Here is a 22,675-nt window from a genome sequence, read left to right on the forward strand (position 1 = left end):
GGAAAATTATTCAAGAAATTTCTAACTCACCACACTAGAAAGGCGTCGAAGTATGCCTGTTCAAATTCTTCCGCCGAGATGTTCTTGCAAAGATAGCTATTCATCGGCGCTGAATAGGTCGCAATTATTTCATTCATTTTTCCACCTCCTGCTATTCCCGTTGCAAGAGCATGCCCACGCTGCATCACACCAGGCGGGCGGGTCGATGCCGACGCGCATGACGTCCGCGCTGGCGCCCCTTACGTCTGCGCCAGCTTCTGCAAGGCCGCCGGATCGAGAATGATCAGCCGGTGCGTGCCTTTTTCAATAATCCCCTGCTGCACCAGGGTCAGCAGGGTGCGGGTGACGGTCTCGCGGCTGGTATTGATCATGTTCGCGATATCCTGGTGAGTCGGCAGGTTTTCCACCACTTCCACATCGCCGTCTTTCTTTTCCTTGAGCAGTTCCAGGAAGGTATAAATCCGCTTGGCGGTGTTGTGAATGCTGAGCAGCGCGCGGAACTGCGAATCGCGCTGCACTTTTTCCGCCAGAAAGCGCAGCATGTGATTGGCTACCGACGGCGAGTGCGAAAACAGATGCAGCGCCGTGTTGCGCGGCAGCAGGGCCACCATCACCGGACTGAGCGCCACCACCGACGCCGAGCGGGTCGAGCCGTTAATCACGGCAATTTCGCCGAAGAAGTCGCCCGGCGCGAGCATGCGCAAGCCGATCGCGCGTCCATCCTCGGTCACGTCGATCACTTGCAGCTGGCCCGACAGCAGGAACAGCAGGCTGTCGCCGCTGGCTCCTTTTTGCAGCACCACATCGCGCTTGGCATAGGTGCGGATGCGCAAATCCGTCATCACCTGGCGCATTTCGTCTTGGCTCAGGTTGGCGAGCAGGGGAATCTTGCGCAGATGAATCTGAAAGCTGATCTTGTTCTGCGAATCCTTGGGCACCGGCATGACCGAGCCGGCGTCAGCCTCGCTGACCGGCGCGCCATGCTTGGGCGCGGACACGATGTTATTGTTGTCTGTACTCATGCAAATACTTCCGTCATTGATAGGCGTGCAGCAGCGGTGCGCACAGCGCCACCGTGGCGATGCCGGCGGCATTGGCTGCCATGTCGCGCCAGCAAAATTTCCGCCCGGGGACCAATTCCTGCAGGATTTCGATCAGCAGCCCGGCCAGCAGCAGGCCCAGCAAGCTTACTTGCAGGATCCATCCTCCGGGCACCATGCGGGCCAGCAGAAGGGCGAGGACGCCGAAGGCGAGAAAGTGCAGCAGTTTGTCGTTCGGTAAAGGCGGCAGCCATTCGTTCGGAACCAGGCAGCCTGCCACGATAGCAATCGTGCCCAGTAAAAACAAGATCAATTCCCAAGTCATAAAGTCCACATCAACAGTCGGACCGCCGGCAGCGATTGCACCCGCGGTTCCGCCAGCAGCGTGCTGGACTGTTATCTTACCAGTTGTCGGTGCGCCAGCTGAACTGGACCGCATGGCTGTCGTACCGGAACAGGGGAATGTTCTCGCGGTTCCAGGTGCGCCGCAGTTCCAGCTGCAGGGCGCTGTGGGTGCCGACCGGCACTTGCAGGCTGGCGCGCAGCTGGGTGGTGTCCTGCCGCCGCGTGGTGTCGATCAGGCCCGGCGAATAGGCATGATCGCTGCGCCACGACTGGCGGCTGACGCCCACTTCGCCGATGGCCTTGTCGCCCAGCGCGCCGAAGACATTGGCCGAGCCGTACCAGCCGGCGCGGTCGCCGCCCGGACGGGTGTCGCGGCCATGGTCGGCCAGCACGCCGGCCGCGAGCACGACGCTGGCGCGTTTGGCGCTCCAGGCCACGGTACTGCCCAGGTCCAGCGTGTGCGAATCGTAATAGCGGCGGGTCGGATACTCGGCCCCGCTGTAGCCGGCCGTGAGCGACCAGCTGGTCGCTTCGCCCAGCGCCACCGGCGGCGTGGCGCGCAGCAGCACCTGGCCCTGGCGCTGATACAGGTCGCCGCCCAAACGCACCAGGCCGAAAGCGGCCGTGGCGCGTCCGGTCCAGGTGCCGGCGCTCCATGGTTTTTCCAGCGCCAGCAAGCCCGAACTGGTGTCCTGGCTGTCGACGCGGCTGTGGCGCAGCGCACGCAGCTGGGCGATGAGCAGCATGCCGCGGCTGCCGAGCGGCTGGTTGAAGTCGCCCGAGAGCACGTTGAAATGGTCGCCCTTGGGCAGCGAATCGGGGCCAAGTTCCACCTGGGACAGCTTGTCGCCGCTGCCGACGGTGATGAAGCGGTTGCTCGAACCCTGGTTGACGTTGCTGTCGTAGCCGCGTCCGAGCTTGAACGACATGGCGCGCCGCGCCACCTGCGCTCCCTTGCAGCCGGACTTGCGGTAGTGGGCGATCAGCTCGCGGATCGCGGGCGGCGGGTTGAAGCGTGTTTCGATCTGCTCGAACATGCGCTCGGCCTCGGATTCGTTGCCCAGCGAGCAATGGCTGATGGCCAAGTCGAGCCAGGCTCCCGCGTGCAGTGAATTTTTCTCCAGCAAGCGTTCGAGCTTGCCGGTGGCTTCGTCGGGCCGCCCTTCGGAGAGGGCGCGCACGGCGTCGAGGTAGAGTTTTTCTTCCTGGGCGGCAGCCGCCGCGGCCGCCGCGCCATTGTCGTCGGCGCTGGCGTCGGACGGCGCCGGGCTGGCCTCGGCGGCAGCCTGCGGAACGCTCTCGGCAACGGTCTCGGGAACGGCAGCGCTGGCCGCTTCATTGCCGGCGGACGCGGCCGGCCGGTCGGCCTGCTGGGCGTGGGCGGCGGCGCACAGGGTGGCGCCGGCCAGCAGCAGGGTCCATGGCGTGCGCTTCATGCGGCCGCCTCCAGCGTGTAGAGCTGCATCGGGTGCTCCTTGCCGCGCAGGGTGTGTTGTCCCAGGCTGATGAAACGGTGACGTTTGGCGTAGGCCACGGTGCCTTCGCCGATGATGACGTCGTGAGGGAAGTCGCGCGCCGCCTGTTCCAGGCGCGAGGCGGTGTTGACGCTGTCGCCGACCGCTGTATAGATGCTGCGGAAAGCGGTGCCGTAGTCGCCCACCATGGCCGGGCCGCTTTCGATGCCGATGCGCACGCGCAGCGGCTGGCCGCCGGCGCGCACCCGCGCCCGGCTCAGCATGGTCACTTCGCGCAGGATGTGGGCGGCGGCGTCGAGTGCCAGGTCGGCGTGCTCGTCGTTGGGAATCGGCGCGCCCCAGAAGGCCACCAGGCCGTCGCCCGTGTATTTGTCGAGCGTGCCGCGCTGTTCCAGCACCGGGCGGGTCAGGCAGTCGAGGAAATCGGTGGTCAGGCGCGCCGCTTCTTCGACCGGCAGCGATTCGACCTGGGTGGTGTAGCCCTGCATGTCGGCGATCAGAGTGGTCACCTGCAGGCTGCGCGGGGCCAGCGGGTTTTTCAGGCCGCTGCGCAGCAGTTCGTCGACCACTTCGCCGGCCACGTAGCGGCGCATGGTGTCGAGCAGGCGGCGCGAGCCGGACTGCGCCAGCTGCCAGTGGAACGGCACGCCCACGGCCAGCAGGAACAGAATCGCCAGCAGCGGGCCGCTGACGGAAAAATGGGCGTCGTGGGCGCTCAGGCCGTAGGCCAGGGCCAGCCAGGCCAACGCGGCGGCGCCCAGCATCAGTACGTTGAAGGCGGCCGACAGGCGCGCGAAGGTCAGGCTGGCCAGGGCCGCCACGGCGGCGGCGAACAGGACCGCCAGCAGGCGCCCGGGCCAGGGTGCCGGCGCCAGGCCGCTGTCGCGGTCGAGCAGGGTGGTCAGCATGGCCGCGTGCACCAGCAGGCCGGCGCTGTTGCGCCCCATGGGCGAGGCGACGCGGTCGCCGATGCTCAGCGAGGACGAGCCGATCAGCACCAGGCGCCCGGCCACCAGCGACGGTTCCACCCGCCCGGCCAGCACGTCGCCGGCCTTGGCCACCAGATAAGCGTCGAGCGAGCGGGTAAACGGCACGCGCACGAAGCCATCCTCGCGCGGGCCCGGGGCCACTGTTGGCGGCGCGCCGCAGCAGTCGAGCAGGGCGCGCGCCAGGGTCGGGTAGCGCCGCCCTTCGAACCAGGTATACATAGGGACGCGGCGCAGCACGCCGTCGGGATCGGGCAGCACCCCGATATTGCCCACGTGCGGGGCCGCGGCCAGGCCGGCGTGGTTGGCCATGTAGCCATGGGCCGGCACCGCGCCGGCAGCGGCGGCGGCCGTGCTGCCGCCCGCGGGCTTGCCGAAACGCAGTGGCTGGGGGCGCTGTTCGTAGTCGAAGACCTGGGCCAGCACCACCGGCCCCTGTTGCGCCAGCATGGCCAGGCGGGCGTCGCCGCCGGGCTCGCCCGGCTCGCCCTGGATGATGTCGAGCGCCACGCCGCGCGCGCCGTCGGCCAGCAGGGTTTCGACCAGGTCGGCCAGGCGCCCACGCGACCACGGCCACGGATGGGCGGCCAGGCTGGTTTCATCGATGTCGACCACCAGGATGCGCGGCTCGAGGGTATCGACCGCCTGGGCCACCACGAAGCGGTCGCGCAGCCACTCGTCGGCGGCGTCGAGCGCCGACGGGCCGCGCGGCAGCTGCGCCCACGCGGCCAGCAGCAAGGCGGCGAGCGGGATGGTCAGGTGCAGAAAAGAGGCGGAAGGTAGGCGCAAGTTGACCAGTACTGTGGAAAGTATCCCCGCGCCATCTGATGCTTAAACAGAAACGTTGCCGAGGTAAAATAGCTGCAAGTATAGCGCCTGTTGCGCGCCAAGGCCATCGGGAGTGTGTCTGCATGTCCCGCGGCGCACACATTATGCAGAGCAACAGGTGTCACGCTTGTCGCACGAACGTCGCAGAATTGTATCGGGATGCAAAAATGTGACGCAGAACACGTTTTCGGTGGGGCGATGAGAGCATAATCTCAATTAGTAAGGGAGAATTTATGTTTAGTCAATCAATTATCAGAGCTGGATTCATGTCTGTCGCGTTCGCCGCATCGTGCGCCGCGCTGCCCCACGCCGTTGCCGGCGAAGCGGGCCGCATCGTGTTCGTGACCGGCGAAGTGCAGGTGGCCAGCCGCGCCGCCGTGCTCGACAGCGCCGTGCAGGAGGGCGACGAGCTCAGTACCGGCGCCCAGGGCTACGTCTATATGAAGACCGTGGACGGCGGCTTCCTGATCCTGCGTCCGAACAGCAAGGCGCGCATCATCGCCTACAAGGTCGACGCCGCCAATCCGGCCAACACGCGCGTCAAGCTCGAGCTGCTCAGCGGCGTGGCGCGCAGCATTTCCGGCCAGGGCGTCAAGCTGTCGCGCCAGAACTACCGCTTCAATACGCCGGTGGCCGCCATCGGCGTGCGCGGCACCGATTTCATCGTCTCCACCGACCAGCAGACCTCGCGCATCGCCGTGGTCTCGGGCGGGGTGGTGGTGAGCGGCTTTGCCGGCGCCTGCCGCCCGGAAGGCGGGGGACCGTGCGAAGGCACCGCCAGCCGCGAACTGTTTGCCGGCCAGCGGGGCATGCTGCTGCAGGTCGAGCGCGGGCAGAATATTCCCAAGCTGCTCAACAGCCCGGCCAGCAATCCGGATAAAGTCGTCCCGCCACGCCCGGACGAGCCGTCAGGCCAGGCCGCCACCACCGTTCCGGCCACGCCGGGCTCCGGGGTCAGCCTCGATGCGCAGAAAGACAACAGCAAGCAGATCGCCAAGGCGGCGGTGGCCAACAACGCCAACAATAACAACAACAACAACGGCGGCACCGGCGTGCCGCCGAAGCCGACCGTGGTGGTGCCGGTACCGGTGCCGGACGTGCCGAAAGGCCCCGAAGTCATCTGGGGCCGTTGGGAGCGCATCGCCAATACACCGCCCGACCCGGCCGTCATCGAACGCTTGAGCAATCCCGACTATAACCAGGGCTATGTGCTGGGCGCGTATGCGGTGCGCAGGCAGCTGACCAGCAACCTGGTACTGCCGACCGAAGGCACGGCGTCATTCGCCCTGCAGAGCGGCGAAGCGACCCTGCAGCGCACCGGCGGCGATGCGTTGGGCGCCACCATCGGCGACGCCAGCCTCAAGGTCGATTTCGGCAAGAAGACCTTCGTCACCAGCATGATGGTCTACAGCCCGGAAACGCAGATGAAAGTGACCGGCGTGGGCGATGTGTTTTCCAAGGGCGACCTGTACAACCAGGCCGTGTCGAATTCGCTGATCCGCGGCTACCTCAGTGGCGACAAGGGCACTGCGGCGACGTTCATCTTCAAGTCGCGCAACGATCCGAACCTGACCGCCGAGGGCATTACTCAGTGGACGCGCTGACGTTCCTGGAGGGCGCGATCATGCCCGCCTCCGTATTATCCGGATCGCCCGTTTATTAATTGCGCGATTATCAGTTCCAAGGCCGCCGATAAGGCGGCCTTTTCTTTTGCTGTTTATTTCGCAGATCCTCTTATAGAAACGTGGGGTCAAACATAATCGTTTCCAAAGGACAAGGGTGGTAATTGAACACGCTTTGGGGCGGGAGCGCCGAAGGCAAGGGCGCGCGGCCTGTGCGGGCGCGCGCCCGGGGCGTGGAGTGCCTTTTGAAGGCCTGGAAAGCGCATATGGATATTCGTCTTATTAATCCGGTCTTAAAACGGAGGGATTTAAGCCGGCGCGGCGCGCGTATTATCCGCCGCAAGCGGGCGGGCAATGAAACGCATCAAAAATGCGGCAGCGCAGCGTTGGTTGCACAATAAAGCAGCAAAATTTGTTCAAGAGCAAAATATAAAGCCAAAAAATCGGGAAAAAAGTGCGAATAGTCCGTGATTTGTGATGGCGGTCACAACCTGTGCCCCACGATGTGGCAATATACTCCCTGTTCTGCAAAAAAGGCGTCTGGCGGGGTACTTCTACCCCTCCCGAGCCGCAGAAATTTGGTTATATCTATTCATTTAAAGGATCAATCATGGCCGCAGCAACTGAGTACACAAAAGTAGCACAAGAACTTTACATTTCCTATTTCGGTCGTCCGGCTGACCCTGCTGGTCTGGCAGCCATGACTGCTGCGCTCGCGGCTGCGGATGCTCCTACCTCGACCTCCGGCCTGGAACTGGCTTACACGTCGAAAGAAGGCAACGTTGCTATTAAAGAGCTGATCAACAGCTTCGGCACCAGCGCCGAGTCCCAGGCTCTGTACGCTGGCGCGACCACCAGCCAGTTCGTTACCGCCATCTACCAGAACCTGTTCAACCGCGCTCCTCTGGAAGCCGGCCTGACCTTCTGGACCAAGCAGATCGATTCCGGTGCAGTCACCAAAGCTGGTGCAGCACACGCCATCATGACCGGCGCAATCGACATCGTTGGCGGTGCCGACGCTGCTGTTATCGCTCGTAAAGTTGCTGTTGCTGAAGGCTTCACCACCGCTGTCGACACCGACAACGAAGTGACCGCCTACAAAGGCGCTGCCGCTGCTACCGAAGCACGCAAGCTGCTGGCTAACGTCAACGCCACCACCGACGTCGCCGTGTACCAGTCGACCGTCAACAGCACCATCGCCAATCTGGTGCTGGGCACCGTTCCTGGCTCGAGCCTGGACCTGACCATCAATAAAGATGCTCTGGTTGGCACCGCTCTGAACGACAGCTTCATCGCTACGTTCACCAACAACGACAACACCCTGCAAGCTGGCGACCGTATCAACGGCGGCGGCGGCAACGACACCCTGCGTGCCGACCTGGGCGATTCGAACAACTTCGCAATGCTCGTCGAAACGGCCAGCGTTGAGACCGTTGTTCTGCGCGCACAAGCTATCTCGCGTGACAGCACCGACAACAACACCGAGCGCACCAGCAAGACGCAAATCGATGCCCAGGACATGGTAGGCGTTCTGCGTTGGGAAGACCGCGACAGCCGCGCTGATCTGCAAATCGAAGATGTCCGCATTCTCCCTTCGCAAATCACCCGCGACATCACCATCGCCATGGTTGGCACCGATCCAGGTAACGTCGATTTCGGCCTGTATTTTGACCAGCACTCCCTGCGCGCAGCTCCTGTTGCCCAGAGCGGCGCCACGATGCGTCTGCAACTGATGGACACCCGCGCATCCGATGCGTCGCTGCCACCACTGACCAGCAATCCATACAACGGCTTCACGTTCAAACTGGACGGCAAGGCAATCGTTGTTCGCTCGCAAGAAATCGACCAGGCTAAAAACTACGACGAACTGTTCACCGCAGTGAAAGCCGCTGTTGCCAACACTCCTGGCATCCAGAACTTCGTTGTGACCAAAGGCGTTACCTTTACCGCTGTCGATACCCAGTCGGGCCGTCCACAGACCGGTACTGAAATCAACATCACCAACCCAGGCGCCGGCGTTATCGCCATCGACAGCGAATCGGGCTGGTTGGCTGAAGCCGCAGTGCCAGCAAACTCCGGTCTGCACACCGCGATCCTGACCGACACCCCTGCAACCCAGGCGTTCAAAGTCACCAGCACCATCATTCTGGACGACGTGGGCCGTGGCTCGAACGGTGGCGATCTGGTCATCGGTGGTCTGTCGGTTGGCGACACCTCGAACTCGAAAGGCGTTGAGCGTTTCGAAATCACCGTTGAGCGTACCAGCAAGCTGCAAACGATCAACTCGACCAACAATGCGCTGGAAGAAGTTGTTCTGGTCAACGGCGTTACCAAAGGTAACCTGTCGGTCATCGGCAACCAGAACCTGATCAACTCGGCTCTGAACCCGAACGCACTGTTCCCACTGACCCCGCTGGTCGATGCTGTTCTGGGCACCATCGGTGGCCTGCCAACCGGCGGCACCCCAGTTGGCACCCGTAGCGACTTCCCAATGCCTGGTACCGTTTCCCAGCGCGGCGGCAGCCAGCATGGCGACATGTATGGTTTCCATGACGTTCGCCTGATCGATGGTTCGACCCTGAGCGGCGACCTGAGCTTCACCGCTGTCGTGACCGACCGTTCGATCGCCAAGTACGTCAACAAAGCCGACACCCAGGCTGACGCTGCTGTTGACAACATCGCCTTCACCTACACCGGCGGCACGGGCAACGACACCATGATCGTCGATCTGGACGCAGCCGTTGCTGGCAGCCGTGCACGTATCGAAAGCGGCCTGGAAGACTTCACGTTCGGCCTGAACGGCGGCGCTGGTAACGATGCACTGACCCTGCGCGTGGCTCCTGCTGTTGCTGGTGGCGGCGTTACCGCAACCACCAACTGGGCTAACAACCAGGATCTGAACAACAACATCAGCGTCAGCGGCGGCGACGGCAACGACACCATCCGCAAACTGGGCGATGGCGACACCCGCATCGCCGGCGGCGCAGGCGACGACACCATCTACAGCGAAAACACCGGCCGTCAGCCTGTGAATGTTCTGGTGTACGGTTCGACCACGCCTGTTGCAACGTCGACCAACGCAGCATGGGTATTCAACACTGTTGACCAGGTCGCACTGACCCTGGACGCCGACCGTTTCGTCAGCGACACCCGTTCGGACTTCAACAACACCTACTTCCTGTACAACACGAAAGTGAACGTGACGTACAAAGGTATCGTGTCGACGATCACCCTGGCAAACAGCACCACCTACACCGCAACCGACCTCGACATCAACCAGGCGATCAAAAAAGCGATCAACCTGGATCCAGTGCTGAGCAAGCTGCTGTCCGCAACCGATGCTGAATCGAACGCACTGCACGTCACGGCGCTGACCGATGGCCTGCACGCTGTCACCGATCTGTCGATCGCCCTGGTTGCTCCAACCACCGGCCTGTCGGCTGCTGACATCACCGCTGCTGCCAAGGCATACGGTATCGTTGCTGACGCTAACGGCGCCAATGTGTACACTGCCATGCAGAATTCGATCAATGCTCTGGGCATCAAAGGCGATTACAACTCGGCCTTCGCTACCGCGCTCGATCCAGTTCTGCCAGCAACCTTCGTTGCAATGACCGGCGCTGAAAGCGCTGCAATCAGCGACAACATCATCACCGGCGGCACGGGTAATGACGTTATCGTTCTGGGCAACAAGGAAGTCATCGCAGTTGATCTGGCTGCTCCAACGAGCACCGAATTCGCTGTGTCGAACAACGAAACCGTTGTCTACGCTCCTGCATTCGGCAACGACACGATCGTCAACTTCGACGTGACCGGCGCTGGCATCGATCACCTGGACTTCACGGCACTGGGCGGCACCACGCTGACCAATACCCTGACGACCGACAAGTCGATCACCATCGGTACCGCGATCAATGTTGCACTGACCGAGACCGCAATCTCGGCTCTGTACGCTGCTAACAACATCGCTGCCCAGACCCACGTGTACGTGGCTGTTGATTCGGTTACCTCGATCGGTACCGTGTACCAGATCGCCGATGCAATCGGTGCAAACACCGCGACCATCGTCAAGGCTGGCACCATCGATCTGGCTCAAACGATCACCGCAGGCACTTCGCTGTGGAACTCGCTGACCCAGGCTAACTTCGTCAACTCCGAAGCAGCTAACTACTACCTGCTCGAAGGCGCAGCTGGTGGCGTACCTGCAGCGATCGTTCCACCGACCGCTGTTGCTTACACCATGACTGGTGCTACCGGCTACAACGCTGGTAACAACAACAACGTCACGATCACCGTCGCTAACAACGGTACGTACACCTCGACGGTCAGCAACTATGCTACTGGCGACAAGTTCGTATTCGCTGCTGGTACCGTTGTCACTGTTGCTGACGGCGCCGCAGGCGACAATGAAGTGACCCTGACCGCGACCAACGGCGGTAACGTTCAGACCATCGTGGTGCAAACCCCGATCGCTGACCCAATCGTCGATCCGATCGCTGACACCGCTGCTTTCAACACCTTCTTCGGTGCTGGTTCGATCGTTGTTTCGGGTGCTGCTACGACCCCAATCAACTCGGCAGTCGCTTCGATCGACGCGGGCGCTGGTAACGTGACGTTCAGCGTTGCTACCGGTACCTACACGACCAACGTGACCAACTACGCCGATTTCGACGTGTTCCAGTTCGTGACCGGCAGCGTCCTGTCGATCGTCAACACCAACCTGGCCGACGGCATCATCGATGTGGTCGCAACCAACGGTGGCACCACCACCACCCTGCACCTGACCGGTCTGGTTAATGCAGATGACACCGCTGTTGGTACCAGCGTTGCCAACTTCAACACCACCTACGGTGCTGGTTCGCTGGTTGTTATGTAATAATTAGTCCCTGTAGCAAGGAAGCGCGGGCCTTCGGGCCTGCGTTTTCAAGCCACGCAAAAGGCCAGGCTCACCGCCTGGCCTTTTTTTATCCGCCTGCCGTTCGTGCGTGGCGTCATTGCAAATTTGATACTGCACACAATAAATCTTCTCTGGTGTTAAAACCTTGCTTATGCTAAGCTTTTGAACTTGTGATCCACATCACATTTCCAAGCGGATTTTTTTGACATCCTGTCGCCCGGTTCCCTGTTGTTCGCCTCACCGGCCCCGTGCAGCCCGCGCATCAGGATCGGGAAGCAGCCGCTGTCCGCTCTGTCCCTCGTGAATTACTAATGAATTGTGCTGGTCTCAAATGAAAAAACTTCTCGATAAAAAGAACGAAATTGGGCAAGCGCTGCTCACGTTCAAGAGCACCTTCTATACCGTTGGCGTGTTCAGCGCCATCACCAACCTGCTGATGCTGGTGCCGTCCCTGTACATGCTGCAGGTGTACGACCGCGTGCTGGCCAGCCAGAACGAAATCACCCTGCTCATGCTGACCCTGCTGATGCTGGGCGCCTACGTGCTCATGAGCGCGCTGGAACTGATGCGCAGCCTGATCCTGGTGCGGGTCGGCGCCGCCTTCGACATGCAGATGAACAAGCGCGTGTACACGGCCGCGTTTGAAAAGAACTTGAAAAAGGCCGGCGGCAATGCCGGCCAGGCCTTGAGCGACCTGACCAATATCCGCCAGTTCCTGACCGGTAACGCCCTGTTCGCCTTCTTCGACGCGCCATGGTTCCCGATCTACCTGATCGTGATCTTCTTCTTCCAGCCGATACTGGGCTGGTTCGCGCTGGGAGGCACCGCCATCCTGGTGATCCTGGCCGTGGTTAACGAACGCGTGTCGCACAAGCCGCTGGCCGAAGCGAGCACCACCTCCATCATGGCCGGCAACATGGCCACGAATAATCTGCGCAATGCCGAAGTCATCGAAGCGATGGGCATGCTGCCGAACCTGCAGGCACGCTGGTACAAGCTGCACAGCAAGTTCCTGGAATTGCAGGCCGAAGCGAGCCAGAAGGCCGGTACCGTCGGCGCCATCACCAAGTTTGTCCAGGTATCGCTGCAATCGCTGATCCTCGGCCTGGGCGCCTTGCTGGTTATCGAAGGCAAGTTGACCCCGGGCATGATGATCGCCGCCTCGATCCTGGTTGGGCGCGCCATGCAGCCGGTCCAGCAAGTGATCGGCGTGTGGAAATCGTTTGCCGGCGTGCGCAGTTCGTATGAACGCCTGGAAACGCTGCTGGAAGAGAACGAAGAGCGCAAAGAAAACATGAGCCTGCCGAAGCCAACCGGCCACCTGCAGATCGATAACATCACCGCCGGTCCTCCGGGCGCCGCCACGCCGGTCCTGAAGAGCGTCAGTTTCGGCGTCGAGCCGGGCGATGTGCTGGCCGTGATCGGCCCCAGCGGTTCGGGCAAGTCGACCCTGGCGCGCCTGCTGGTCGGCGTGTGGCCGGCCGTGATCGGCAAGGTTCGCCTGGACGGTGCGGATATCTATCAGTGGAACAAGGATGAGCTGGGCCCGCACATGGGTTACCTGCCGCAGGATATCGAACTGTTCGGCGGCACCGTGAGCGAAAACATCGCCCGTTTCGGCAATATCGAACCGGAGCAGGTCGTGCTGGCCGCCCAGCGTGCCGGCGTGCATGAAATGATCCTCAAGATGTCGTCCGGCTACGACACCGTGCTCGGCGACGGCGGTGCCGGCCTGTCCGGCGGCCAGAAGCAGCGTCTCGGCCTGGCGCGCGCCATGTACGGCGACCCGTCCCTGCTGGTGCTCGACGAGCCGAACTCGAACCTGGACGAAGTGGGCGAGCAAGCCCTGATGATGGCCGTGCAGGAACTGCGCCAGCGCGGCAAGACCATCGTGCTGATCACGCACCGTCCGGCCGCCATCAACGCCTCGACCAAGATGCTGGTCCTGCGTGACGGCGCCGTGCAAATGTTCGGCCCGACCAATCAGGTCATGCAGGCGATCCACGAAGCCAACAAGAAAATTATTGAAGCGCAGCAAGCAGCGGCCCGCCAGCAGCAGGCACAACAAGGCGGCGCGCCGGGCCAGCCACCGCAGCCAGGCCAGTCGGCCCAGCCTCAGCTCAATGCTGGCGGCCCTGCGGTATCAACGGAAAAGGAATAAGCCATGACTATGAAAATCCTGAGCAGGACCAGAAACGCCACCGACGTGGTGGCCCACGACGTGGTGCCGTTTAACGCCGACAGCGTCGACTCGCGCAAGTATGCCCGTTTCGGCTGGTTCATCGTGCTGGTGGGCGTGGTCGGCTTCATCCTGTGGGCTTCGCTGGCCCCGCTCGACCGCGGCGTTCCGCTGTCGGGCACGGTAGCGACGGAAACCAGCCGCAAGGCCGTTCAGCATCCGGCCGGTGGCCTGGTCGAGGACATCCTGGTCAAGGATGGCGATGTGGTCAAGGCGGGCCAGGTGCTGGTGCGCATGAATCCGACCGTGGCCCGTTCGTCGGCCGAGATCACCCGTTCCCAGTACTTCGGCTCCCTGGCCGCGGAAGCGCGCCTGCAGGCCGAGCGCGACGGCAAGGGACAGCCGGTGTTTCCCAAGGAATTGACGGAGGCCAAGAGCGACTCGCGTGCCATCGAAGCCATGGAATCGCAAAAGCAGCTGCTGGCCTCGCGCCAGTCGGCACTGAAAAACGAACTCGCCGCGATGGACGAGAACGCCGCCGGCCTGAAATCCCAGGTCAAGGGCTTGCAGGAAGGATTGGCCAGCAAGAAAAGCCAGGCGCTGATCATCAAGGAACAGCTCGACGGCATGCGCGAACTGGCCAAGGATGGCTATGTGCCGCGCTCGCGCCTGCTGGAAATGGAACGCACCTACATGTCGCTGCAAGGCACGATTTCCGAAGATATCGGCAATATCGGCCGCGCCCAGAACCAGGTGATGGAAATTTCGCTGCGCCGCATCCAGCGCACCCAGGAATACCAGAAGGAAGTGACCGCCCAGCTGGCCGATGTGCAAAAGGAAAGCAGTTCCCTGGCCAGCCGCATCGTGGCCCAGGACTTTGAACTGGCCAGCACCGAAGTGAAGGCACCGGTCGACGGCACCGTGGTCGGCCTGCAAATCTTCACCAAGGGCGGCGTGGTCGGTCCCGGCGCGCACATGATGAATATCGTGCCGAGCTCGGACGCCATGGTGGTCGAGGGCCAGCTGGCGGTCAACCTGATCGACAAGGTCCGTGTCGGCCTGCCGGTCGAGTTCATTTTCTCGGCCTTTAACACCAACAAGACTCCGCACATTCCCGGCATCGTCACGCAAGTGTCGGCCGACCGCACGGTGGAAGAACGCACCGGCATGCCTTACTACAAGATCAAGGCCCGGGTGACCCCGGAAGGCGCCAAGCTGATTGCCCAGAACAAACTCGACATCCAGTCGGGCATGCCTGCGGAAATGTTCATCAAGACCGGTGAACGCACCATGATGAATTACCTGTTCAAGCCGATCTTCGATCGCGCCGAGACAGCGTTGTCGGAGGATTAAATGACGTTTCACCTGATCGCCTTACGCCAGAGCCGGCGCCTGAAAACGGTGGCCGCGGCCGCCGCCATGCTGCTTGCCAGCACCGGCGCCAGCGCCATCAATCTGCAGCAAGCCTACCAGCAGGCGCTGCAGAACGATCCGACTTACCGCGCCGCTTTCTATGAAAACCAGAGCGGCAAGGAAAATGCGATCCTGGGCCGCGCCGGCCTGCTGCCGAACGTGCAGGCCAATTACAACGCGAGCAAGAACCGCGCCGATATCCAGACGCCGACCTCGGTGACCGAGCCGGAATACATCAGCCGGGTGTCCACCATCCAGCTGCGCCAGGCCCTGTTCAACGTGGACGCCTATGCGCGCTTCAAGCAGGGCAAGGCCCAGGCCATGCTGAGCGACCAGATGTTCAGCGTGCGCGGCCAGGAATTGCTGCTGCGCGTGATCGGCGCCTATTTCGACGCCTTGTTCACCGATGAGCAGGTTGCCCTGATCCAGGCCCAGCGCGACGCCTACATGGAGCAGAGCGCCGTCAACGAGCGCCTGCTCAAGCACGGCGAAGGCACCCGCACCGACGTGCTCGAAGTGCAGGCGCGCCTGGAACTGGCCGAAGCCCAGCTGATCGAAGCGAAGGATAACCAGGCCACCGCCAGGAATGCCCTGACCGGCATGGTCGGCGGCGAGATCGGCACCCTGGTCGGCCTGAACGACACCTTCCGCATGCTGCCGCTGGCGCCCACCGGCGTGGAAGAGTGGAAGGCGCTGGCGCTCAAGCAAAATCCCGAGCTGGCAGCCCAGACCCTCGCGCTCGAAGTGGCCAAGCAGGAAATCCTCAAGGCCCGCGCCGGCCATGCGCCGCGCCTCGATTTTGTGGCTTCCTACAGCAAGAACACGTCCGAGACGATCAATACCTACAACCAGGAATCGACCGTGCGCGCGATCGGCATCCAGCTCAACGTGCCGCTGTATGCGGGCGGTGCGGTCAACGCCACGTCGCGCCAGGCCGTCGCCGGCCTGGAACGCGCGCGCGCCGACCTGCAGGCCAAGACCGACAAGGCCCTGATCGAAGTGAGCAAGCAGTTCAGCGCGGTGCAAAGCGGCACGGCCAAGGTCAACGCGCTCAACCGCGCGGTGGAGTCGAGCAATCTGCTGATCAAGGCGACCGAACAGAGCATCAAGGGCGGCGTGCGCATCAACCTCGATCTGCTCAACGCCCAGCAGCAATTGTTTACCGCCAAGCGCGACCTGGCCCAGGCCCGCTACGGCTACCTGCTGGCCTCGCTGCGCCTGCGCGCCGCGGCCGGCACCCTGGGCAGTGACGACGTCAACCGCCTGGCATCGTACTTCCGCTGACTAACCCGCAACCCCCTGCCGGCGGCCACGTGGCGCCGGCTTTTTTTATCATAAGAGGAATCATGAGCAATAACGAACTTGAAATCAGCACCGGCGGCGTCAGCTATAAAGTGTCCGAACTGTCCCAGGAAGCGCAACAGCAAGTTGCCAACCTGCGCTTCGTGGAATCCGAAATGGCGCGCCTGAACGCCCAGCTGGCCATCTATGAAACCGCACGCGGCACCTACAAGAGCGTGCTGAAAGATTTGTTGCCGAAAACCGCGCAATAAGACCAACCGGACCGTGCCGATGGCGCCGCCCTGGCGCCGCCGGCACGGTGCTGCGATTCCTCCGGTGCATCCAATGATGTAGAATGCGCAACGTTATTTGCGTTGACACATCAATCGCCGGATGATCCGGCATGCATGCACTAAAGGAACCGCAGTTGAAACTCATCCCTACCATTTTATGCGGCGGTGCCGGCTCGCGCCTGTGGCCCGTTTCGCGCGAACTCCATCCCAAGCCCTTCATCCGTCTCGCTGACGGCCACAGCCTGCTGCAGAAAGCCTGGCTGCGCGGCGCCGCCCTGCCCGAGGTGGCCGAGGTGCTGACCGTCACCAACCGCGAACTGTTTTTCAAGACCGAAGACGATTACCGCGCCGTCGCCGGCGGCAATCAGGGCCTGGCCAACAGCTACATCCTGGAACCGTTCGGCCGCAACACCGCCCCCGCGATCGCCGCCGCCGCCCTGCACGTGGCCGCCACGCATGGCCCCGACGCCCTGTTGCTGGTGCTAGCCGCCGACCATTTGATTTCCGACCAGGCCGCCTTTGCCGCCGCCGTGGCGCAAGCCATTCCCCTGGCCCAGTCGGGCCGCCTGGTGACCTTCGGCATCGAACCGCATGCGCCCGAGACCGGTTTTGGCTACATCGAGGCGGAAGGCAACACGGTGTTGCGCTTCGTCGAAAAGCCGAGCCTGGAAAAAGCCCGCGAGTATCTTGCCACCGGCCGTTACCTGTGGAATTCGGGCATGTTCTGCTTCAGCGCGGGCAGCATGATCGCCGAGATGGAATTGCACTGCCCGCAGATCCTGGCCGCGACCCGCGCCTGCCTGGCCGCGTCGCGCAGCGCGACCGGCAAGAACTTTACCCAGTGCGAACTGGACGCGGCCGCCTTCGAGCAGGTCGCCGACGATTCGATCGATTACGCGGTGATGGAAAAATCGGCCAGGGTGTCGGTGGTGCCGTGCAATATCGGCTGGAGCGACATCGGTTCCTGGAATGCGCTGGGCGAGCTGATCGCACCGGACGCGGATGGTAACCGCATCGATGGCGACGTGCGCCTGCACGATGTGAATGACTGCTTTATCCAGAGCAATGAGCGCCTGGTGGGCGCGGTCGGCGTGTCCAACCTGATCATCGTCGACACCCCGGACGCGCTGCTGGTGGCCGACCGCAGCCGGGTGCAGGACGTCAAGCACCTGTATGTGAGCCTCAAATCCGAAGGGCACGACGTGCACAAGCTGCACCGCACCGTGCACCGTCCGTGGGGCACCTACACCGTGCTGGAAGACAGCACCCGCTTCAAGATCAAGCGCATCGAAGTCAAGCCGGGCGCGAGCCTGAGCCTGCAGATGCATCATCACCGCAGCGAGCACTGGATCGTGGTCAGCGGCATGGCCAAGGTCGTCAACGGGGATCGCGAACTGTTCGTGTCCACCAACGAGTCGACCTATATTCCGGCCGGCCACAAGCACCGCCTGGAAAATCCGGGCGTGCTCGACCTGGTGATGATTGAAGTGCAGAGCGGCGATTACCTGGGCGAGGACGATATCGTCCGCTTCCAGGATAACTACGGCCGCGTTTGACGGGGGAGGGTGGGCGGCCAGCCCACCCTGACTTAGGCTGCGCCGGCGCTGTCGTGCGCGGCGGCTGGCGCGCGGTCGCGCTCGGGATGGCAGTGCGGGCACGATTTTTCATACACGTACAGCGGCGAGAGCTGGTCGCGCGGCGTCACCACCGCGCGGCAGGCGAAGCACTGCACGGTCGTCACCGTCGCTTCCAGCTGCGGATTGAGCGCCGTGCGGTAGTCGAACACGAAGCAATCGCCCTTGTAGTGGGCGCCGCCGACTTCCTCGAAATACTTCAGAATGCCGCCATCGAGCTGGTAGACGCTCTCGTAGCCGATATTTTTCATGTGGATCGCCGCCTTTTCGCAGCGGATGCCGCCGGTGCAGAAGGTCACCACGGTCTTGCCTTCAAGCTCCTCGCGGTGCTGCGCCACGACCTCGGGAAACTCGCTGAACTTGTCGATCCGGTAGTCCAGGGTGTTCTCGAAGGTACCCACATCGACCTCGAAGGCATTGCGCGTTTCCATCATCACTACCGGACGGCCATCGTCGTCGACGCCCTCGTCCAGCCAGCGCTTGAGCGTGGCCGGGCGGACGAAGGGCGCGCGGCCTTTTTCCGGCTGGATCAGCGGCATGCGCATGGTGATGATCTCTTTCTTGATCTTCACCAGCATGCGCTTGTGCGACTGTTCCTCGGAATAGCTTTCCTTGACCTCGATATCGGCAAAGCGCGCATCCTGGCGTACCCAGGCCAGATACTCGTCGATGTGCGAGCGCGGACCGGACAGGAACATATTGATGCCTTCCGGCGTCAACAGGATCGTGCCCTTGAGCGCCAGGCGCTTGCAGATGTCCTGGTACAGGGGGCGCATTTCCTCAATGTTGTCGAAAGTGACAAATTTGTAGGCGGCGATATTGACGTGAGCGGCAGCTGCGGCGATGGCGGCATGCGCTTCAGCTTGTAAAGCAGTATTAGCTTGCATGGGGCGAAGGATCGGTGAAGGATCGGAAAACGGGAAAGCCGATATTATAGAACAATGTCCACGTTGGCCTCAGGGACATCCGGCCCGGCGGGGGGTGAGGCGGCTGGAGCATCTGCCGGTGGCACGAGGTTTTGTCCGGCAAGGCGCCAGCGCGGTAAAATAGCACTCTTTGCACAGCAGGCGAAACACACATGAGTACCGATGTCATCGAAGCCGGGAGCACCACGCTCGCCGCGCCAGCCAAGCCGGCCGCACCGGCTTTCGTTCACCTGCGTGTGCACTCCGAATACTCCATCGTCGACGGCCTGGTGCGCATCGACGACGTCGTCGCCGCCGCCGCCAGGGACAAGCAGCCGGCGCTGGCCATCACCGACCTGGCCAACCTGTTCGGCATGGTCAAGTTCTACAAATCCGCGCGCGGCAAGGGCATCAAGCCGGTCATCGGCGTGGACGCCTGGATCAGCAACGACGATAACCGCGACAAGCCTTCGCGCCTGCTGCTGCTGGCCAAAAACCGCATGGGCTACCTGCAGCTGTGCGAACTGCTGTCCAAGGCCTGGCTGACCAACCAGCACAAGGGCCGCGCCGAAATCCATCCCGAGTGGCTCGATGCGCTGGCGACCAGCGAATCGTCCCTGTCCCCGGGCGAAAACCAGGCCAATGGCCTCATCGTGCTCTCCGGCGCCCATTTCGGCGACGTCGGCACCGCCATCGAAAACGGCAACCTGGCGCTGGCCGAACGCTGCGCCCAGCGCTGGGCCGCGGTCTTCCCCGGCCACTTCTACATCGAAGTGCAGCGCGCCGGCCAGCCCAACCAGGAAGCCCAGGTGCGCCACGCCGTCGCACTGGCCGCCAAACTGGGCTTGCCGGTGGTCGCCACCCACCCGATCCAGTTCCTCTCGGCCGAAGAATTCATCGCCCACGAAGCGCGCACCTGCATCGCCGAAGGCGAAATGCTGGCCAACGCCAAGCGCGTCAAGCGCTTCAACGAAGAGATGCGCTTCAAGTCGCAGGCCGAAATGGCCGACCTGTTCGCCGACATGCCGGCCGCGCTGGCCAACTCGGTCGAAATCGCCAAGCGCTGCAACGTCGTGCTCACCCTGGGCAAGCCGCAATTGCCGAATTTCCCGACCCCGCCAGGGATGACCATCGACCAATTCCTGGTCGCCGAATCCCAGGCCGGCCTGGAACAGCGCCTGATCCATCTGTATCCCGATCCGGTCAAGCGCGAAGCGGCGCGCCCGCGCTACGACGCGCGCCTGAAGTTCGAGACCGATACCATCTGCAACATGAAGTTCCCCGGCTACTTCCTGATCGTGGCCGAATTCATCAAGTGGGCCAAGGAAAACGGCGTGCCGGTCGGCCCGGGCCGCGGTTCGGGTGCCGGTTCGCTGGTTGCATATTCGCTCCTGATCACCGACCTCGACCCCTTGCAATACAACCTGCTGTTCGAGCGCTTCTTGAATCCCGAACGCGTCTCGATGCCCGACTTCGACATCGACTTTTGCCAGGAAGGGCGCGACCGCGTCATCCAGCACGTGAAGGATTTGTACGGCAAGGAAGCGGTCTCGCAGATCGCCACCTTCGGTACCATGGCGGCCAAGGGCGCGATCCGCGACGTCGGCCGCGTGCTCGATTTCGGCTACAACTTCTGCGACGGCATCTCCAAGCTGATCCCGTTCAAGCCGGGCAAACCGGTGACCATCGCCGACGCCATCGAAGAAGAACCGATGCTCAAGGAGCGTCTGGAGAACGAGGACGAGGTCAAGCAGCTGCTGGCGCTGGCGCAGCAGGTCGAAGGCATCGCCCGTAACATCGGCATGCACGCCGGCGGGGTGCTGATCGCCCCCGGCAAACTGACCGACTTCTGCCCGCTGTACACCCAGGGCGGCGACTCGGGCGTGGTCTCGCAGTACGACAAGGATGACGTGGAGGCCGTGGGCCTGGTCAAGTTCGACTTTTTAGGCCTGACCACGCTCACCATTCTCGACCGCGCGGTGCGCTACATCAAGCAGCTCGACCCGGCCAATGCCGACTTCGCGTTAGAGAAGCTGCCGCTCAACGACAAGGCTTCCTACGAGCTGCTGACCAAGGCCAAGACGGTCGCGGTATTCCAGCTCGAGTCGCGCGGCATGCAGGGCATGCTGAAAGATGCGCGGCCCGACCGCTTCGAGGACATCATCGCGCTCGTCGCGCTGTACCGTCCGGGCCCGATGGACCTGATTCCCGACTTCTGCAAGCGCAAGCACGGCGAACGTTTCGATTACCCCGACCCGCGCACCGAATCCATTTTGTCCGAAACCTACGGCATCATGGTGTATCAGGAGCAGGTCATGCAGATGGCGCAGATCGTCGGCGGCTACTCGCTCGGCGGCGCCGACATGCTGCGCCGCGCGATGGGTAAAAAGAAGGCCGAGGAGATGGCCGAGCACCGCGAGATCTTCCGCGCCGGCGCCGCCAAGGATGGCCTGACGGCCGAAAAGGCCGACGAGATTTTCGATTTGATGGAAAAGTTCGCGGGCTACGGCTTCAACAAGTCGCACGCCGCCGCCTACGCGCTGCTGTCCTACCACACGGCGTACCTCAAGGCGCACCACACCGCCGCCTTCATGGCGGCCAACTTGTCGCTGGCGATGGACGACACCGACAAGATCAAGATCCTGGTCGAGGATTCGCTCGACGTGTGCGGCCTGACCCTGCTGCCGCCCGATATCAACCATTCCGACTACCGCTTCATGCCGGAAGGCCCGCCGCCGTCCGTCACCGGCAAGCGCGTCACCAACATCCGCTACGGCCTGGGCGCGGTCAAGGGTTCGGGCCAGTCGGCGATCGAAGCGATCATCGCCGCGCGCACCAGCGGCGGGCCGTTCACCGACCTGTTCGACTTTTGCAAACGCGTCGACCGCAAGCAGATCAACCGCCGCACCATCGAGTCCCTGATCCGCAGCGGCGCTTTCGACTGCTTCAAGGTCGACCGCGCGATTCTGTTGGCGTCGGTCCCCTTTGCGGTCGAAGTGGCCGACCAGGCCTCGGCCTCGGTCAATCAGGTCAGCCTGTTCGGCGGCGACGACAGCGACCTGGTGGCGCCGCCCGAGTACGTGAAGGCGACGCCGTGGACCGACCGCCAGAAGCTGTCCGAGGAAAAAATCGCGCTCGGCTTCTATTTGTCGGGTCACATGTTCGATTCGTTCGCGACCGAGGCGCGCCGCTTTGCGCGCACCAAGCTGACCGACCTGGAACCGTCGCGCGAGCCGCGCATGATGTGCGGCGTGATCACCGGCGTGCGCACCCAGATGACCCAGCGCGGCAAGATCCTGATCGTCTCGCTCGACGACAAGAGCGGCACGGTCGAAGTGACGGTTTACAGCGAAGTGGTCGAGTCGAACAAGAACATCTTCAAGGAAGATGAATTCCTGGCGGTGGTGGGCAAGGTATCGGAAGACCGCTTCAACGGCGGCTTGCGCATCACGGCCGAGAAGGTGTTCGATCTGACGTCCGCGCGCGTGCATTACGGGCGCCAGCTCGGCTTGTATTTGCCGACCCGGGTGGCGTCGTCGAAGATCGCCGAAGTGCTGCAGCCGCACCGTGCCATGACGGGCTTGCCGGTGGCAATGCGGGTCAAGCCGCAGGGCGTCGACTGCACCCTGCAGTTCGGGGACGACTGGCGCGTGGCGCCATCGGACGCCTTGACCCTGGCGCTGGAACAGGTGCTGGGGGCGCGCGAAGTCGCGGTGGAGTATTAAGGCGCGTCGAATATAGCTCCGTGGTTCCCGCGCCGAGGCGGCCCTCGGCGGG

Annotated in this window: 14 protein-coding genes; 9 read left to right on the forward strand and 5 right to left on the reverse strand. The window is 62.7% G+C overall.

Annotation, left to right across the window (positions count from 1 at the left end; genetic code table 11):
• Positions 1–239: 239 nt before the first annotated feature.
• Genes RBA40_RS29405 through RBA40_RS29420 form a run of 4 tightly spaced genes read right to left on the reverse strand, consistent with a single transcriptional unit; the run spans position 240 to position 4,635 of the window.
• Positions 240–1,022: a Crp/Fnr family transcriptional regulator gene (locus tag RBA40_RS29405; RefSeq protein WP_306652107.1), complete on the reverse strand. Its 783-nt coding sequence runs from the start codon at positions 1,020–1,022 to the stop codon at positions 240–242.
• 13 nt (positions 1,023–1,035) lie between these two features.
• A complete protein-coding gene (locus RBA40_RS29410; protein WP_306652109.1) occupies positions 1,036–1,479 on the reverse strand; it encodes a VanZ family protein in 444 nt (147 codons plus the stop codon).
• Entirely contained in the window at positions 1,442–2,821 is a 1,380-nt protein-coding gene (locus RBA40_RS29415) for a tetratricopeptide repeat protein (RefSeq protein ID WP_306652110.1), read from the reverse strand. The genes RBA40_RS29410 and RBA40_RS29415 overlap by 38 nt, the downstream gene beginning before the upstream one ends.
• Positions 2,818–4,635, reverse strand: coding sequence for a CHASE2 domain-containing protein (locus RBA40_RS29420; protein ID WP_306652111.1), 1,818 nt, complete (start codon positions 4,633–4,635; stop codon positions 2,818–2,820). Before RBA40_RS29420 ends, RBA40_RS29415 begins: the two co-directional genes overlap by 4 nt.
• Before the next feature lie 305 nt (positions 4,636–4,940).
• Here RBA40_RS29420 and RBA40_RS29425 point away from each other — a divergent pair, with 305 nt between their 5' ends.
• The 8 genes from RBA40_RS29425 (at position 4,941) to RBA40_RS29460 (ending at position 17,915) form a co-directional block, all read left to right on the forward strand.
• The gene (locus tag RBA40_RS29425; protein ID WP_306652113.1) at positions 4,941–6,278 is read left to right on the forward strand and encodes a FecR family protein; all 1,338 of its coding nucleotides are present in this window, start codon (positions 4,941–4,943) and stop codon (positions 6,276–6,278) included.
• A gap of 284 nt (positions 6,279–6,562) precedes the next feature.
• Positions 6,563–6,697 (forward strand): hypothetical protein, encoded by a 135-nt coding sequence (locus RBA40_RS29430; RefSeq protein ID WP_306652115.1) that lies wholly within the window; start codon positions 6,563–6,565, stop codon positions 6,695–6,697.
• Positions 6,698–6,906: 209 nt separating this feature from the next.
• Complete coding sequence (locus RBA40_RS29435; RefSeq protein ID WP_306652116.1) at positions 6,907–11,172, forward strand: DUF4214 domain-containing protein; 4,266 nt, start codon at positions 6,907–6,909, stop codon at positions 11,170–11,172.
• Between the two features lie 352 nt (positions 11,173–11,524).
• On the forward strand, positions 11,525–13,354 hold the full coding sequence (locus RBA40_RS29440) for a type I secretion system permease/ATPase (protein WP_306652117.1): 1,830 nt from the start codon (positions 11,525–11,527) through the stop codon (positions 13,352–13,354).
• Between the two features lie 3 nt (positions 13,355–13,357).
• Complete coding sequence (locus tag RBA40_RS29445; protein WP_306652119.1) at positions 13,358–14,725, forward strand: HlyD family type I secretion periplasmic adaptor subunit; 1,368 nt, start codon at positions 13,358–13,360, stop codon at positions 14,723–14,725.
• Positions 14,726–16,069 (forward strand): TolC family outer membrane protein, encoded by a 1,344-nt coding sequence (locus RBA40_RS29450; protein WP_306652120.1) that lies wholly within the window; start codon positions 14,726–14,728, stop codon positions 16,067–16,069. It abuts the gene before it with no gap.
• Between the two features lie 62 nt (positions 16,070–16,131).
• The gene (locus RBA40_RS29455) at positions 16,132–16,338 is read left to right on the forward strand and encodes a DUF6447 family protein (RefSeq protein ID WP_099875343.1); all 207 of its coding nucleotides are present in this window, start codon (positions 16,132–16,134) and stop codon (positions 16,336–16,338) included.
• Positions 16,339–16,493: 155 nt separating this feature from the next.
• Positions 16,494–17,915: a mannose-1-phosphate guanylyltransferase/mannose-6-phosphate isomerase gene (locus RBA40_RS29460; protein WP_306652122.1), complete on the forward strand. Its 1,422-nt coding sequence runs from the start codon at positions 16,494–16,496 to the stop codon at positions 17,913–17,915.
• Between the two features lie 32 nt (positions 17,916–17,947).
• Here RBA40_RS29460 and RBA40_RS29465 read toward each other — a convergent pair whose 3' ends face one another.
• Entirely contained in the window at positions 17,948–18,880 is a 933-nt protein-coding gene (locus RBA40_RS29465) for a sulfurtransferase (RefSeq protein ID WP_306652123.1), read from the reverse strand.
• Between the two features lie 191 nt (positions 18,881–19,071).
• Here RBA40_RS29465 and dnaE point away from each other — a divergent pair, with 191 nt between their 5' ends.
• Entirely contained in the window at positions 19,072–22,623 is a 3,552-nt protein-coding gene (gene dnaE, locus RBA40_RS29470) for a DNA polymerase III subunit alpha (RefSeq protein ID WP_306652125.1), read from the forward strand.
• The last annotated feature ends 52 nt before the right edge of the window (positions 22,624–22,675 follow it).

The sequence above is a fragment of the Massilia pseudoviolaceinigra genome, from assembly GCF_030846505.1.
GTDB classification, from domain to species: domain Bacteria; phylum Pseudomonadota; class Gammaproteobacteria; order Burkholderiales; family Burkholderiaceae_D; genus Telluria_A; species Telluria_A violaceinigra.

What these genes read in the sequence shown, in the direction of transcription:
- RBA40_RS29450 (WP_306652120.1), top strand. Translation starts at nt 14,726, where the DNA reads ATGACGTTTCACCTGATCGCCTTACGCCAGAGCCGGCGCCTGAAAACG.
- RBA40_RS29430 (WP_306652115.1), top strand. Translation starts at nt 6,563, where the DNA reads ATGGATATTCGTCTTATTAATCCGGTCTTAAAACGGAGGGATTTAAGC.
- RBA40_RS29435 (WP_306652116.1), top strand. Translation starts at nt 6,907, where the DNA reads ATGGCCGCAGCAACTGAGTACACAAAAGTAGCACAAGAACTTTACATT.
- RBA40_RS29445 (WP_306652119.1), top strand. Translation starts at nt 13,358, where the DNA reads ATGACTATGAAAATCCTGAGCAGGACCAGAAACGCCACCGACGTGGTG.
- RBA40_RS29410 (WP_306652109.1), bottom strand. Translation starts at nt 1,479, where the DNA reads ATGCGGTCCAGTTCAGCTGGCGCACCGACAACTGGTAAGATAACAGTC.
- dnaE (WP_306652125.1), top strand. Translation starts at nt 19,072, where the DNA reads ATGAGTACCGATGTCATCGAAGCCGGGAGCACCACGCTCGCCGCGCCA.
- RBA40_RS29465 (WP_306652123.1), bottom strand. Translation starts at nt 18,880, where the DNA reads ATGCAAGCTAATACTGCTTTACAAGCTGAAGCGCATGCCGCCATCGCC.
- RBA40_RS29425 (WP_306652113.1), top strand. Translation starts at nt 4,941, where the DNA reads ATGTCTGTCGCGTTCGCCGCATCGTGCGCCGCGCTGCCCCACGCCGTT.
- RBA40_RS29440 (WP_306652117.1), top strand. Translation starts at nt 11,525, where the DNA reads ATGAAAAAACTTCTCGATAAAAAGAACGAAATTGGGCAAGCGCTGCTC.
- RBA40_RS29415 (WP_306652110.1), bottom strand. Translation starts at nt 2,821, where the DNA reads ATGAAGCGCACGCCATGGACCCTGCTGCTGGCCGGCGCCACCCTGTGC.
- RBA40_RS29405 (WP_306652107.1), bottom strand. Translation starts at nt 1,022, where the DNA reads ATGAGTACAGACAACAATAACATCGTGTCCGCGCCCAAGCATGGCGCG.
- RBA40_RS29455 (WP_099875343.1), top strand. Translation starts at nt 16,132, where the DNA reads ATGAGCAATAACGAACTTGAAATCAGCACCGGCGGCGTCAGCTATAAA.